This window comes from Bacillus sp. Marseille-Q1617 (genome assembly GCF_903645295.1).
GTDB lineage: Bacteria > Bacillota > Bacilli > Bacillales > Bacillaceae_B > Rossellomorea.
The window spans coordinates 650,702-664,813 of the sequence record NZ_CAHJXM010000003.1 but is presented as its reverse complement, the minus strand read 5'-3'; the positions used below and the strand labels follow the sequence as shown (position 1 = coordinate 664,813).

Annotated in this window: 16 protein-coding genes; 5 read left to right on the top strand and 11 right to left on the bottom strand. The window is 40.7% G+C overall.

All coding sequences use genetic code 11. The features are described from left to right. The first annotated feature begins 2 nt into the window (after nt 1-2). Both HWX64_RS20665 and HWX64_RS20660 read left to right on the top strand, forming a co-directional pair. Nucleotides 3-365 (top strand): multidrug efflux SMR transporter, encoded by a 363-nt coding sequence (locus tag HWX64_RS20665; RefSeq protein ID WP_175991376.1) that lies wholly within the window; start codon nt 3-5, stop codon nt 363-365. Further along, the gene (locus HWX64_RS20660) at nt 347-661 is read left to right on the top strand and encodes a multidrug efflux SMR transporter (RefSeq protein ID WP_175991375.1); all 315 of its coding nucleotides are present in this window, start codon (nt 347-349) and stop codon (nt 659-661) included. Before HWX64_RS20665 ends, HWX64_RS20660 begins: the two co-directional genes overlap by 19 nt. A gap of 26 nt (nt 662-687) precedes the next feature. Here HWX64_RS20660 and HWX64_RS20655 read toward each other — a convergent pair whose 3' ends face one another. The 4 genes from HWX64_RS20655 to HWX64_RS20640 form a co-directional block, all read right to left on the bottom strand. Beyond that, nucleotides 688-1,794, bottom strand: a complete 1,107-nt coding sequence (locus HWX64_RS20655; RefSeq protein ID WP_175991374.1) for a Ger(x)C family spore germination protein — start codon at nt 1,792-1,794, stop codon at nt 688-690. Continuing rightward, complete coding sequence (locus tag HWX64_RS20650) at nt 1,791-2,900, bottom strand: GerAB/ArcD/ProY family transporter (protein ID WP_175991373.1); 1,110 nt, start codon at nt 2,898-2,900, stop codon at nt 1,791-1,793. The genes HWX64_RS20655 and HWX64_RS20650 overlap by 4 nt, the downstream gene beginning before the upstream one ends. Next, nucleotides 2,884-4,401, bottom strand: coding sequence for a spore germination protein (locus tag HWX64_RS20645; protein ID WP_175991372.1), 1,518 nt, complete (start codon nt 4,399-4,401; stop codon nt 2,884-2,886). The genes HWX64_RS20650 and HWX64_RS20645 overlap by 17 nt, the downstream gene beginning before the upstream one ends. Before the next feature lie 86 nt (nt 4,402-4,487). Next, on the bottom strand, nt 4,488-5,273 hold the full coding sequence (locus tag HWX64_RS20640) for a DNA polymerase beta superfamily protein (RefSeq protein WP_175991371.1): 786 nt from the start codon (nt 5,271-5,273) through the stop codon (nt 4,488-4,490). 150 nt (nt 5,274-5,423) lie between these two features. Between HWX64_RS20640 and HWX64_RS20635 the strand changes: the two genes are divergently transcribed. Beyond that, nucleotides 5,424-6,527: an AI-2E family transporter gene (locus tag HWX64_RS20635; RefSeq protein ID WP_175991370.1), complete on the top strand. Its 1,104-nt coding sequence runs from the start codon at nt 5,424-5,426 to the stop codon at nt 6,525-6,527. Between the two features lie 90 nt (nt 6,528-6,617). Here the strand turns inward: HWX64_RS20635 and HWX64_RS20630 are convergent, their stop codons facing one another. Beyond that, entirely contained in the window at nt 6,618-8,102 is a 1,485-nt protein-coding gene (locus tag HWX64_RS20630) for a BCCT family transporter (protein ID WP_254871226.1), read from the bottom strand. Between the two features lie 408 nt (nt 8,103-8,510). Here HWX64_RS20630 and HWX64_RS20625 point away from each other — a divergent pair, with 408 nt between their 5' ends. Together HWX64_RS20625 and HWX64_RS20620 are read left to right on the top strand one after the other, a co-directional pair. Next, complete coding sequence (locus HWX64_RS20625; protein WP_254871256.1) at nt 8,511-9,599, top strand: endonuclease; 1,089 nt, start codon at nt 8,511-8,513, stop codon at nt 9,597-9,599. 79 nt (nt 9,600-9,678) lie between these two features. Then, nucleotides 9,679-9,819 (top strand): hypothetical protein, encoded by a 141-nt coding sequence (locus tag HWX64_RS20620; RefSeq protein WP_175991369.1) that lies wholly within the window; start codon nt 9,679-9,681, stop codon nt 9,817-9,819. 106 nt (nt 9,820-9,925) lie between these two features. Here the strand turns inward: HWX64_RS20620 and HWX64_RS20615 are convergent, their stop codons facing one another. From HWX64_RS20615 to HWX64_RS20590, 6 genes are all read right to left on the bottom strand, one after another. Beyond that, a complete protein-coding gene (locus HWX64_RS20615) occupies nt 9,926-10,156 on the bottom strand; it encodes a hypothetical protein (RefSeq protein WP_175991368.1) in 231 nt (76 codons plus the stop codon). Between the two features lie 134 nt (nt 10,157-10,290). Then, on the bottom strand, nt 10,291-10,488 hold the full coding sequence (gene cspD / locus HWX64_RS20610) for a cold-shock protein CspD (RefSeq protein WP_032088076.1): 198 nt from the start codon (nt 10,486-10,488) through the stop codon (nt 10,291-10,293). A 180-nt stretch (nt 10,489-10,668) separates the two neighbouring features. Beyond that, nucleotides 10,669-11,220 carry a DinB family protein gene (locus HWX64_RS20605; RefSeq protein ID WP_175991367.1) on the bottom strand — a complete coding sequence of 184 codons (552 nt, stop codon included), beginning with the start codon at nt 11,218-11,220 and terminating at the stop codon, nt 10,669-10,671. Nucleotides 11,221-11,365: 145 nt separating this feature from the next. After that, complete coding sequence (locus tag HWX64_RS20600; protein WP_175991366.1) at nt 11,366-11,809, bottom strand: hypothetical protein; 444 nt, start codon at nt 11,807-11,809, stop codon at nt 11,366-11,368. A 154-nt stretch (nt 11,810-11,963) separates the two neighbouring features. Then, on the bottom strand, nt 11,964-12,806 hold the full coding sequence (locus HWX64_RS20595) for an STAS domain-containing protein (protein WP_175991365.1): 843 nt from the start codon (nt 12,804-12,806) through the stop codon (nt 11,964-11,966). A gap of 574 nt (nt 12,807-13,380) precedes the next feature. Next, entirely contained in the window at nt 13,381-14,010 is a 630-nt protein-coding gene (locus HWX64_RS20590; RefSeq protein WP_175991364.1) for a CoA pyrophosphatase, read from the bottom strand. Between the last annotated feature and the right edge of the window lie 102 nt (nt 14,011-14,112).

Below are 14,112 nucleotides of genomic sequence, written 5' to 3'. Positions count from 1 at the left end.
ATATGGGCTGGATTTATGTCATCATTGGGGGGCTGCTTGAGATTGGCTGGGCAACCGGTCTTTCTTTATCAAAAGGCTTTACGGAGCTGCTTCCCAGCATCATTACTGCATCTCTAATCGTGATCAGTTTCTATTTTTTTTCAAATTCGATGAAACTGCTGCCGATCGGAACTGCCTATGCGGTATTTACAGGAATCGGGGCTGCAGGGACAGCCATAGTAGGGATGACCTTTCTGCAGGAAGAAGTAAATATGCTGAAAATCGGGTTCATCATTCTTCTTCTCAGCGGAGTGATCGGACTTAAGATGAGTGACAAGGAAAACCAAGATCAAAGGAGGTCTGAGGGATGGCCTGGATCGTATTAATTGCCGCAGGCTTATCAGAGGTGGTCATGGTGACATTCATGAAGTTGTCAGATGGATATAAAAAATTGTTCCCTTCTTTAATCAGCTTTTCTGCAGGTGCACTGAGCTTTTATTTATTGTCACTTTCCCTTATTCACATTCCTGTATCAACCGGTTATGGGATTTGGACCGGTATCGGTTCAGCCGGTGCGGTATTGATCGGAATGCTCTTTTTTAAAGAGGAAAAAAATCCTGTAAGGATATTCTTCATCAGTCTGATCATCTTCAGTATCATCGGCCTGAAGACTGTATCATAAAAAGTGTCCAGTTAGCGCTGGACACTTTAATTTATGATTCCATTACCGACAATCTCGGTTTCGATCTTCGGGATGATCGTGATCTCCTTATAATCTTCTTCCCAATTCAGCTTTTCCCATGTTTTCGGATGGAAAGCGATCAATTCCCTTCCAATTCCAAACAGATCTGCATTGGCTGTCTGGATGGTTTCCACCAGCTTTTTGGATCGCTTCACTAAATCTTTTTCGATTTTTTTATTGATCTTCTTTATATTTTTCTTATCTTTTAATTTATCAGCAGGATATTCACTGATGGTTATTCCGGCTTTAAGACTGATTTCAACCTTGATATCATCCGGGGAATCGGAAAGAATTTTCATTTTAGCCTTTGGTTTTATTATGTTATATGAAATGTAATCGTCAAGTGGTGACTTGTTTTCCTTCTCCACCTCTGAAATGAACCTCGCTCTTTTAGCTTTCTTATCTGCTAAGACAAGATATAAAGTAGACTGCATGATGCTTAATTTCCCAGTCATGGAGTGCTTATGGAAAATCGCATTCCCTTCTAGATTAATTTCTTCATCTTCAAGAGTAAACAATGGGAGAATAAAATCTTTTCCTGGGTCGAACATCAGCGTACATATAGTTTGAAGATTTTGTTCTTCAACTTCTGTCGCCCCTTCCGCACTTTCAATCGCTTCTGTTAGAAATTCAGAAATGAATGTATTTTTCTCTCTTAACTTAGAGAGAAAATCAGACCCGCGTCCTTCTGCAACCGCAATCTTGGCAGAAATGGAGCTGGATGGATCCCGGTAAAATACATCGAGGAATTGGTAAATATCTTTTTTCGCCAAATCTTCCCCAAGTAAAAAAACCCTGTTCTTGGAAGGTTCGAAATTACCATTGATTTTCCGGTCCATGCTCATTCTCGTTTCTCTTATGGTTTTCCCCTCCCCCGTGATCTCTACATTGGCACCCATTTCCCCATGGAAATCCCGTGTAATCGCAGTAGTGAAAATTTTATCATCTTCTATCAGATCGAATGATGAAGAATAAATGAGTCTTGAATCTTTCAACAATCTTTGATCCCAGCAGCCTGTAAGCGCAAGGTGGAATAAGAGTAAAACTCCCGCTATTCTGAACTTTTTACTCATGCACTTTTACCCTCCTTCTTCTTGAAGATAAACGATATACCCAAAAACAGAATGGGGATAGCCAGCACAAACACATAAGCGATATTGAGAACCCATGTATTAAATATGTCCATTTCCTCCGGCTTTCCTGGCAATAGTGCAATGATATAAGCGAAAAAACCCCAAAATACTGTACAGTGAACTCTTTTGAGCTTTTTAAACCTCCTGAATAGATAGCTGCAGTTCTCTGTACATAGAAACAAGTAACTGGTCAAGGATGTGATGACGTTTACGATCCAGAGGGAGGCAAACAAGAGGTCGATCCTCTCAATGACCTGGAAGTAAAGAGATTTAACATAATAGAGAACGGGCTGGGGAACGATTTTCAATTCTTCAGGACTAAATGTGACCAAGCTTGAAATGGTCAAGAACGTATAGACCACTGTAACAAACAAATTAGCTATGCTGACAGATTTCAATACCGCCGGACTTCCATTGTGTTTGAAATACGGGTATAAGATTAACAGCAGCTCAAAACCCAGCATCGAAAAATACGCTTCCTTCGCACCCTTCAGCATTGTCACGCCCCCTGAGGCCGCTATCGGGAACAGATAGCGCCAATCAACAGGGTAGATGAACAACACGACAATCGAAACGATGATCAGCAAAAAGATCAGGCCGGATACTACCACATACACGTTGCTGATCTCCATTACCTTTTCTTTCCCCAAATAGATTCCTGGCAGCAGCAGCAGCAGCATGACGACCCATTCCGGTGTCAGGTTCAGAGCCCATAATTTAATGATGGCAGTCGCATACATCATGACAAGACTGGTTACAAGTATTCCATAGATGAGGTAACCGATATTGATCAACACCCCTGCAACATTCCCCACCAGCAGCTTGGAGTATTCAAATATTGATTTCGAAGGAAATCTCCGCCCCAGCAGCCACAGCAGGGTGATGATGACTTGTACCATCCCCCCCGCGATCAATACAGAAATCCAGGCATCCCCTTTCGAGACTGAAAACACGTTGAAAGGAAGCCCGAGTATCCCTACACCGATTTGTGTCTGAATGATAAAGAAGGTTAATTGGACGGACGTCAGTTTAGTCTGTTTTTTCATCTTGTTTCCATCCTCTTGAGGCTGATGTTGCCCTCCATTTATATTGAGTTTTCAAGTCGTCCGGTCTTCTCTCTAGTTTCCAAATCGGCACCCTGATGAGTATATCTTTCAGCCTGCCTATGTCCAAAGGTGCAACCGGATATAGGTACGGGTGTCCCAAAGATTTTATTTTAGACAGATGAATGAAGATGATCATCAATCCGATGACGATTCCAAAGATTCCAAAGAAGGCCGCCATCAACATGAGCGGGAAACCTAATATCCTAAGCGAGGTACTCAGCTCATTGGAAGGAATGACAAATGAAGAAATGGCGGTGAGTGCTACAACGATAACCATCGTGTTGGATACAAGATTTGCTTCCACCACAGCCGTCCCAATCACGAGTCCTCCGACTACACCGATCGTCTGTGCAATCGGGTTTGGTAGTCTGATGGAAGCTTCACGCAGCAATTCAAGCGTCAGCTGCATGATCGCAGCTTCAACCAGAGGAGGAAAAGGTACATATTCCAGTGAACTTTTAATGGAAAAGATGATCTCAACCGGGATGATTTCATAATTAAAGGAGATGACCGCAATATAGACGGCAGGCAGACAAAGCGCAATGATAAAGCTGAATAATCTGACGATCCGAAAAAAAGAACTGATGAAGGAACGGTTATTATAATCTTCGGTTGTCTGCAGGAAGCTGAAAAACGTCACGGGAAATAACAGAACCGTGGGGCTTCCTTCCATAACAAGTGCCACTCTTCCCTCCATTAAATTCGCCGCAACCCGGTCAGGTCTTTCCGTATTCAGAAATTGTGGAAAGGGTGAAAATGAATCATCTTCCAAATACTCCTCAAAATACCCCGGTGATTGGATCGAATCCGCTTTTATATAACTGATGCGATTCTCAATGGTTTTTAATAAGTCAGGATCGGTTAGATTGGATATATATATCAACGCATATTTCGTTTTAGTCGTTTCACCCACAGTCGCATATTTTACCGTCACTTGCGGATTTGAAATTCTTTCTCTTATATAGTGAATATTCTTCGTAATACTTTCGCCAAATCCCTGATGTGAACCTCTGATCACTTTTTCATTGAGAGGTTCATTGAGTGTGTCATCGATTTTCGGCAAGGAGACCAAGTACATGGACTCCGACCCTTCTGTCATAATCAGACAATGACCGTCCACCATTGCATCCAAAGCTTCGTCCATACTATGTGTTTCGATGATCGAGTTTGCGCTTATGACATATTGTAGCTCTCCATGTCTATTTTCATTGATAGGTTTGATAATATATGATTGTAAATTCTTATTATCTATTACAGAATCAACGAACAAGATGATGAGAGCCTTTTCATTGAAAGTCAGTTCCCTGATCTTAAAATCCTGCGTGTCAAATAAACCCTGTTTAATTTCTTCGATCTTCTCTTCAAGGTTCTTTGAATACACCTTTTCTGTATCTATAAGCTGCTTAACCCTTCTTTTATTCTTCCTTTCAAATCCACTCATCCTAACACCTTCAATTGGTCTTGTTTCTAAATAGGTTCTCCATGAAATAGGCAGTTATGCATCTCCTTTTCAATCACCATCGATACTTAATTGTTTGAACGTAACCCTTGCACTTCCCATATTTCCTCGAGAATGAGGTGAAAGACTTCATTGAATTCATCAATGTTTCCTTGTTTTTTTCCGCAGCAGTTCTGTAAGTGGTTCTCTATTCGGACTAACTCATATTGGATCTCCTCAAATAAAGAACGAATCGTTTTAGTAGAAACCTCGACGATGCCTTTCTTTTTTAGAGTCAGTACTCTTTCGATATTATCTTTAAACGTTTCATTCAGCTCCAGTTCATTTAACATAATCCAAAGGTCATTAGGGGGAAAAGTGTAAGATTCCCACACCCATATACATGAGAGAAGCGGTCTTATGACATTTAAATATCTTTTGAGATCGACCAAAGGCTGCCGAGAGGCTAGATTCATATTCTTCTTCGCCATTTGGTAATAATGATTCATTACAGTGAAGGGTGAAAAACCATTTGTCGCCAGTTTTCTTATTCCTTTTACTGCGGCGTACTCCAGATATATGTTTTCTTCTGTCAACCATTCCATAATGGATGGATTCGACTTGTGGAGGAGCGATAATGCCTTCTTAATATCCCACCCGACGAATTCAGCCTTGTTACGGTGGATTTCAATAACATCTTTTTCATGATTAAGAGACAAATAATGTCGTACAGGGTGTACATATAAAAACCTGATATCGTAGTCACTTCGTTTTGATTCATACCCCCAGGCTCTGCTGCCTGCCTCCACGGCATAAAGGATTTTCACCCCGTACCGCTCTTCAATTTCCATCAATTCACTCAGTATTCGGACCATAAGGCGGCTTCGTTCCTTTCTTGATAGATATTAGTAGTAGTTTAACCCATCATTTTGTTATACTTGATAGCAACATTATAAATCCAGCATATGGCATAGGAACCTTACATAGCTGGCTGTCATTACTAATCAGATTCAGAGGTGAAACGATTGAACAGGAAGAAATTTTACACATGGAGTCTGCAAGTCCTCATCATCTTAACGATTATTTATGTAGGAACGAAGATTTCTTTTTTATTTCAACCAATAGGCGTCCTTTTCTCAACACTGTTTTTTCCGATCATCATATCGGGCTTTCTATACTTCTTGTTAAACCCTTTAGTCAACCTGCTGGAAAAGGCAAAGCTTCCGAGGACCCATGCCATCATTGTCCTTTATGCTTTAATTATCGGCCTTCTGGCATTGATCATCGGAAATGTCGCACCGATCATTTCAAGACAGGTGACGGGTCTGATCAATGAATTGCCCGAATATGTGAAACAAACCCGGGATTTTATCGAATACTTATCTCAAACAGAACAATTCAAATGGATGATGAATCAGGACTATGTTTCCATAAAAGATATCGAGAAACAGCTGGCTGATTTCGCCAATACCCTTCCTGACAATATAACAGCGGGAATCAAAGGCTTTTTCAGTATCCTGACAAGCATTGCCATAACCATTGTGACGGTTCCTTTCTTGTTATTCTTCATGTTCAAGGACGGACATAAGCTTCCAAAGGCTATTTCTAAGTTTCTTCCTCCTTCTTATCGCGAAGAAGGGCTTAAGACGTTAAAGGATACCAATGAAACACTTGCTGCCTATATCCAAGGTCAGTTACTGGTTGCATTGTTTGTAGGAACGCTCACCTTTATCGGTTATTTGATCATCGGGCTCCCTTTTGCCCTCGTCATGGCGTTAATTGGGGCAGTTACGAACATCATTCCTTATCTGGGACCATTCCTTGGTGCTGCTCCGGCAGTAATCATCGCCCTTTTTGATTCACCTACCAAAGCGATCCTTGTCATTGTCGTCATCACGATCGCACAGCAAATCGAAGGAAACGTCCTTTCACCACTGATACTTGGAAAACGGTTGGATACACATCCTGCAACGATCATCATTCTATTGCTTGTCGCAGGAAACTTAGCAGGTATTTTGGGAATGATATTGGCAATCCCTACCTATGCGGTCGCGAAAACGATTATCTTGAATCTGATTAAGTTTATCAAGCTCCGCCGTTCAGGTTTTGATGAATTGAGACGGGAATAAAACCTAAAAAAGTTACAACCTCAATGGTTGTAACTTTTTTAATTAGCACCCCAGTCGTTAATCGATCCTTGTCAATGGCCGGGATTCAGGTTATTTCTTTGAAGCTTTGAGCTCTTTCTGGAATGAGAGAACCATTCCGTAGGTCATCACTAACAGGATGACTCCAAGTGGAAGAGCAGTGATGATCGTTGCTGCCTGCAGTCCGCTTATTCCACCAGTTCCCATCAGGATTGCCGCAATCGCAGCCAGGATGATCCCCCAGCTGAATTTCACGAAAAATGGCGGATTCAGACTGCCATTTGAGGTTTGCATACCGAGTACAAAGGTGGCAGAATCTGCAGACGTGACAAAGAATGTAATGATCAGGAATAACGAAACGATGGATAAAAGGCCGCTTAACGGCATGAGATCATATACGTAGAATAAAGCAGTTTCCAGACTCTGCCCGGCTACGTCCATCCCTTTGACCACATCGAAGTACAGTCCTGTCCCGCCAAAGACACCGAACCACAATGCACACACCAGTGTCGGCACGATGATGACGGCTACAATGAACTCACGCACTGTCCTTCCTCTTGAAACTCTCGCAATGAATGTTCCGACAAATGGAGTCCAGGAAATCCACCAAGCCCAATAGAAAATGGTCCAATCCTTTACCCATTGATTATCTTCCTTTACAAAGGGAGAGAACCTGAGCCCCATGCTGGGAAGCTTCTGTACATAACTCCCGAACGTCGTCAAGAATAGTTCAAGGGCGAATTGTGCAGGGCCCAATAGTAAGAAACTAAAGAATAAAATAACTGCCAGGACCATATTGGCATTACTCAAGTATTTGATCCCTTTTGAGAGCCCTGTCGCAGCAGATGAAATGAATAGGACAGTGGCTATTCCCATAATGATAAGCTGCACAGAAAAGCTGATTGGAATATCGAAAAGATAGTTCAAACCGCTGTTGATTTGCTGTGCCCCGATTCCAAGTGAGATCGCTACACCGAATATCGTTGCAAAAACCGCTATGATATCGACAATATAACCGATCGGTCCTTTGATTCTATTTCCGATCACAGGGTATAATGTGGCACTCATCAGTCCCGGCATATCTTTCCTGAATTTATAATAAGCAAGAGCTAGGGCTACTACGGCATAAATTGCCCAGGCATGAAACCCCCAGTGCAAATATGTATAGCGAAGACCGATTTGCGCGGATCCGATTGTATTCCCTTCCCCGAACGGCGGAGTGGCATAATGGGAGACAGGCTCTGATACACCATAGAAAAGGAGACCGATTCCCATTCCGGCACTGAATAACATAGCAAACCAGGTCGCTCTTGAATATTCAGGTTTATCATCGTCTTTTCCAAGTTTGATTTTTCCATATTTACTGAATGCGAAGAATAATGCCACCACAAAAAAGAAAGTGGCAGAAAACTGATAAAACCACCCAAACTTATCAAGAAGGATTCCCTGAAGGTTAGACATGACAGAAACCAGGTTATCCGGGAATATCACTCCCCAGAGGACAAAAATGATACCGATAGAGATTGATATCCAAAACATAGATGTGAATTTCTTCAAAATTACTTCCCCTTTCCTTCAGAATGTTAAATCTTCTCGTAAGGATAAACATACATGCACGAACTTAGTAATTCCCAAATCTGTACAGGATTAACCAGTCGTCAAAGAGGGCTGTGCAGCTCTTACAATCTTAACCTCGTCCTTTCTTAAATTGTCCTAGGTTGAATATATATGTAATTGACTGCCCTCTCCAGGGGGTATCATGAGCCGTTTGTATCATTTTCTTAGATTCTCAATTAAAAATTCCCCATCCTCTCCTTTATTAAGGTACGCTTTTAAAAAAGGCGCTGCTGATTTAATAAGGAGGTAAATGAGTTGAAAAACTGCCTATTTCTCAAAACAGTGGTACTGATCCTTATTGCATTTCCATTCACAGGCTGCTCCAACTTTCAGGAAACACAGCCTGACATCTCTTTGCGTTCGGGTGGAGAGGATACCTCTAAGGAGTTGTCTGTAAGTGAAGCCTTGAAAAAGCAGGATGGAAGCCGGGAAACCGTTACAGGGTATGTAATCGGCCAGCCTATATCGGATTCCACGATTGTGAAAACAGATTATCCCAGTGATTACGCAATCGCTATTGCGGATTCACCTGACGAGACAGAAATGAATAAGATCCTACTTGTTCAAGTACCTTCCGGATTCCGGCCTGCATTCGGCCTTAGAAGCAATCCTTCCCTTCTCGGGCAGAAGCTCTCCATTTCAGGAACATTAACCAATTATTTTTCACAGCCGGGTCTGAAGGCTCCTGACGATTTTGCATTGGCAAATGATTCTGATCCAATTGAAGAACCTGAGCATCCCGATCCTCCCCAGCTTGAAGACTATTATCGCCAGGCAGAAGGAAAAACTGGCCAGGAATTAAAACGTACGCTTCATGACATCATTGATGATCACCATGAACTTACTTACAGTGCGGTTTGGGAAGCTCTCAGGAATACAGATGAAGATCCGTCAGATTCCACACGCGTCATCCTTTTTTATACAGGACGCTCCCAATCCAAAACGCATAATGGCGGGAAAGTGGATGACTGGAACCGTGAACATGTATGGGCCAAATCGCACGGAGATTTTGGTACGTCTCAAGGACCGGGGACCGACCTGCATCATTTAAGACCGACTGATGTGACCGTCAACTCATCAAGAAGCAACCTGGATTTTGATAATGGCGGTTCTCCTCACCCTGAGGCGCCCCTTACATTCTATGACAAGGATTCCTGGGAACCGAAGGATACCATCAAAGGGGATGTCGCACGTATGCTCTTTTACATGGATGTAAGATATGAAGGAGACAGTGGCGAACTGGATCTTGAATTGAATAATGAAGTTGAAAATAACAAAAAACCACTGCATGGAAAATTGTCAGTATTATTGGAGTGGCATCAAGAGGATCCGGTTGATTCATTTGAAATGAGGAGAAATCAACTTATTTTTGAGCGTTATCAGGGGAACAGAAACCCATTCATAGACCATCCGGAGTGGGTCGATGCGATATGGTGAAAAGCTGGATAAAAATAAAAATTTAATAGAATAATTTCACTTCATCCGGGCATCTTAATGGAGGACGGAGGTGATATACATGACAAACAACAACCAAAACAACCAAAAGCCACAACAACAAAAAAATGAAGCTGAATTCGCTCAAGAGCAAAACGCGGCTCAAAAAGCTCGTAAAGCTGCTCAACAGCAACAACAGCAGCAGAACCAAAACAATAAGTAATCAGACATATAATTCAAAGGTGTATACTTAATGAAAGAGTAAGGGACCGGTTTATTCCGGTCCCTTGCTCTTTTTCATTCATGATTTGCCGTTTATAAAAGGAAAATTATTTTAAACTGTCAGCAGGTTTATCCTTTTTATTGAATGGTCTGTAAGCGAACACAACAGCCACTGCAGCCGCAATAACATTAATCAATATACTGATGAACGGATGACCAGAAAAGCCGTCCTCTGTATAGAAATAAGTAAGTATCAACCCTGTAATGATGCTTAATAGTATGCTCGTTCCCACAAAAACTCCTGCAAAGATAAAAAACTTCTTAAAATAGCTCCACAAACTCCATCACTCCTCTGTTAATATTTTGAAAGCTGAGCAAGGTTTAGAAAATACGATTATGTACACTTTAGAAAATAATCATCAAAAAAAACAGAGTACGTTAAACGTACTCTGTTTGAAGTTTTACTATTTAATTACTTTTGAACGTTAGCTGCTTGTGGTCCACGAGCACCTTCAACGATTTCAAATGTAACGTCTTGTCCTTCTTCTAGTGATTTGTAGCCTTCGCCTTGGATAGCAGAGAAGTGAACAAAAACATCGTCTTGACCTTCAACTTCGATGAAACCGAAACCTTTTTCTGCGTTAAACCATTTCACTTTACCTTGTAGCATAAAACAAGTACCTCCTAGTGCAGTTGCACATAAAAATATTAATATTCTTGCTTCGATTAAGCTTCAAGACGAATGTTCTTCTATCATGTGAATTAACCGAACAAAAATAATTATTTATACTATAACAGACTGCTCTTCAAAACTCAAGAAAAGGAAAAAAAATAGGTCAAACTACTGTGTTTAATCGATTTTTTCCATTTCCCTCTCTTTGGAGTGAAGTTTTTTAATCATGCGGATCTGACCGCGATGATTGATTTCATCTTCAAAGACATGAAACCATTTAAAGAAGTTATTGCCTTTCTTGCCATACCACCAATCGGTTTCTACATAAAGCCATTCTTCAGGCAATTGCTTGAAGTGGTCCAGCGTTTTATTTCTCGTTTCGTTTAACCTGTCGAGATACTCACCGACTTCCTTTCCTCTGATCACTTCCGCAGCTTTCCCCAAACTTAAAGCAGGTTCCAACGTTTCCGCATAACGGTCCACTTCTTCATCACTCAGATCAGAGAAGGTCAGCGCCTGATAGATTTTTTCGACTGCATCAAAATGAGCCAAAAGCATTCCGGTTGAATTCGCTTCGTCATGCGCCCTGTAGTCCAGTTCTTCCACGGAGAGATTTTCAACTTCCTGTATCGTTGTTACCCTCGCATAGTCCATCATCGATACCAAAAGGCCAAAATCTTTTTTCATTCCATACTTTTCCTTGATTAAAAAAATTGAATCGTGCTCCATTGTCATGTCCCCTTTCAAATCCCCTTGTATACTATTAGATAAAAGTAACCCATTTCCTTCCTCTAATATGTTTTTGTGAATATTTGTATGCTTTGAAAAGACCTTTGCAACATAAATAAAAACAGAAAAGTAGAGCTTATCGGCCCTACTTTTCTTCTACCTGATGTATGATCTGATCATCTATCCGCCCGTCTTCATTTATGACTTCAATCGTGACAGCTTTCTCTTCCTTATCTTTGATCACTCGGATTAACTCATCCATTTTATCAGGCTGTTTAATTTTGAGAGTGGCTTGAACTTCATATTCTTCAGATTTTTTCAAATCTGCATCACTCTTCAATTCTTTATCTGTATAAACTAAATCGGTCCCCACAGCATTCCTGATCGTGCTTCCTTGAAGGAAAAAACGTGCCTGGAATGATGTTTCCGCCTCTAAAGTCCGATCTGTCAGTTTTCCTTGGAACGTAATGGTTTGATCTGCCTTGTTAATAATTACTTTTCCACCGGTGATCATCTCGGCTGCGTTTCGATTACAACCCGATAAAATGATGACAAATAATAGTGCGATGACTGCTGCTTTCTTCTTCAATTGATTATCCCCCTGCAAAGTACTTATGTAAAAGCTGTTGTCTGCCACGGTTGGGTTCCATGCAAAACGACATTTTTTACGAACAAAACGCCTTCCACAACAAAAACATTGAAATCAATAATATGAAAGATTCCAATGTCTTAATTCTCTTAAATTACACGAGAGCTTTCATTTCTTCTATCGCTTGTTGAAGATTTGCCCTTATTTCGACTTGATTGAAGTTGATCCCGATCTGAGTGATGGTTTGGGCAATTTCCGGACGAATGCCCGTCAGGATGGTTTTAACACCGAGCAGCTTTAACGCAGAAATGACCATGAAGATACGGTCAGCAACCATTGTATCCACAATGGCGACACCTGAAAGATCAATAAAGAGTTTAGTTAATTTTAATTTATTTGCCTGCAGAAGCGCTTCCTCCATGATAAGCCGGGCTCTTTGGGTATCGATGTTTCCGATGAGCGGCAGGACAGCGACTCCGGTGATCAACGGTACGACCGGAACAGACAATTCCAAAAAAGCACTTTTGGCTCTATCGAGTGTTTCTTTATGGTATGTCACATACGTCAGACTGAACGAATAAACAGCCTGATCGAGGAGAGGATCCAAAATTTCCTGAGCCTCAAACACTGTATCCAATGACATATTATATTTCTGGGCCTGGTGTTTAATCTCTTTCCAGATCCCTCTTCTGTATTGGTTGGTATCTTTCAGCGCTTCATCTAAAGGGGCTCCCATATTATATATACGTTCTCCAGTATCTTTACCCCATTGAGTCAGGACATCCAGATAGTGTTCCTTGTTCTGAAAATCAATGAGTGCTTCTCCAAATATATGAATAAACCCAGCACGTATTTCAAGAATTTCTTTCTCTATTGATGCAATCTTTTCTCTCTCTTCAGCTGGTATCTTGCTGAATCTTTCCTCATGAACTTCTTTGGCTATCTCTGATTTTTTATTAATGATTGCTTGTCCGATTTTTTTAAAATTCTCGTTCATTAGTTTCCTCCGTCAAATTCATCTCCTTTTATTTTATCACAAGAAAAAATCTGTTTCTTCAAAAAAGTATTAATCTGACAAAAATGATTTCAACAATCTGCAGGCTGATCTTTTAGCGGGATTAAAATAATTGGGGTTAAATAGGGGGATCGTGTTGACCGGGTAAAAGGTACTGAAAGAGCATGATTTTAGAGAGAATTTTAGATGGATGTACTTATCTAGAGTGATTCAATAAAATTCTCTCTCCTATTTATTTTGCGGCTTGTCACATGTAGGATACTATTTCACCGCCATCTTACCAGGATGTATGGTTTTATTGCAAACTGCTTTTAATATAAACATTTTTTCTTGAACACTCAGCATTCTCCATGATTTTGCACGAATGATCATTTTTTTCCCTCCTCCTGATTCGTTCTTTCTCTTGTCTTATGTTTACCTCATTTGAATCAGATACAAACCAAACAAATACCGACATCAAGGCAAATAAAAATACTTTCCCCGACAAATTTCTTTGTTGAAGAAAGTAAAAATGAGCTGATTGCGTCTTTTCTATATAGATTTTGTAGAAAACAAATTAATATTTTTTGTCTGAAACGATTCCAATGAAATGATGAAGTATCCTTGCAGTCAATCCCCAAATCACTTTGTCCTCATAATAGTAAAAGTGTTCCTTCAAATTCCTTGGCTGGAAATCATAATTCTCACCGCCCGGAATGCTTTTATATGGAAAGTTTTCTTCAGGTTCCATTGAAAATTTAATGTCATATAACTCCGGTTCTTTTTTTTGAAGATCCAATAAAGGGGTGGTGAACACTTCTCCCACTTCATCACCATTTGGCTTCAAATCCTTTATCCCGGTATTCAGCTTCCCTGCAAATGGGTAAATGATCGTACCAAAAGGAGAAACAAGGTAATCCAATGGGTGGACATCGGTGATGAACTTCTGTGAAATCCCCAATTCTTCCGAGGTTTCACGTTTGGCAGCAGACTTTGCATCTTTATCTGCTTTATCGATTTTTCCACCTGGAAAACAAATTTCCCCCGGTTGTCTTCGCAGTTTGTAAGATCTTACTTCAAACAATATGTGTGTTTCTTTATCCACTTCTATTAAAGGAACTAAAATGGCATATTCATTGAAGTTTTCACTGCCCAGTACCTTTGGGGTTCGTCCCTTTATTGATTGAATGATATCGTCCCCATTCATTTCTCCACCCCCATTCTTCTATTTCTTTATTATAATATGAACAAGGTAACGGACCAAATGATAAGATTCATGTTCCTTCAGCAAAAAAGCGGCATTAACATG